Annotated in this window: 1 protein-coding gene; it reads right to left on the reverse strand. The window is 68.9% G+C overall.

Annotated features, from left to right (window positions below; genetic code table 11):
* Window positions 1–656, reverse strand: a 656-nt coding sequence (locus tag ACYVDE_RS25315) for a hypothetical protein (protein WP_460504275.1), incomplete at both ends; no start/stop codon positions are given.

Raw genomic sequence — 656 nt, forward strand, 5'->3', positions numbered from 1 at the left:
GGGCGAAGGCCAGGGCGTGGGCACCCGGCGCAAGGCGGCCGAGGGTGAGGTTCTGGCCCGCTGCGGCCGGGGCAGTGGCTTTGGGCAGGACCCGGGCAATAATGGGCACGTAGGGGCTGGCCGGAAACAGCTGCCGGTAGTCGACAAACGCCCGGGCGGCATCGGCCGGGCTCAGGGTATTAAAGCTCAGCGCCGTGAGAAAAATGTTGCCCACGGCCAGGCTCTGGGACGCCGGGGTCAGGTAGTCGAAGCGGCTAAAATTGCCATACACTGCGGCAAACGGCGTTTCGTAGCCGGCCCAGGTGCGGGCCGCGGGAGTGGGGCCGGGCAGCACGCCCTGCGCGCGCAGGCCGGCTATAATGCCCAGGTTGTTCAGCGAGGAGTAGCGGTAGCGGGGCTGGGCGGGGTCGTAGCGGGCATACAAGGCCTGGGCCAGCCGGCGGGCTTCAGCGTCGGGCATTTGCAGGTGCAGGTCGGCCTTGGCGGGGTTCTGGAAATGGAATTCCAGCGCCTGGCTCGCCCAATACAGCAGGCGTTGCTCGACTTCGGCCGTCAGCACCTCGTAGCAGCGCGGGCTGATTTGCTGCGCCTGCCGGGCCGCCGCGAGCAGCGCGAGGGGCGTGTTCGTTTCGGCTTCGAGGGCGGCCAGCACCTCG

This window comes from Hymenobacter agri (assembly GCF_054778495.1).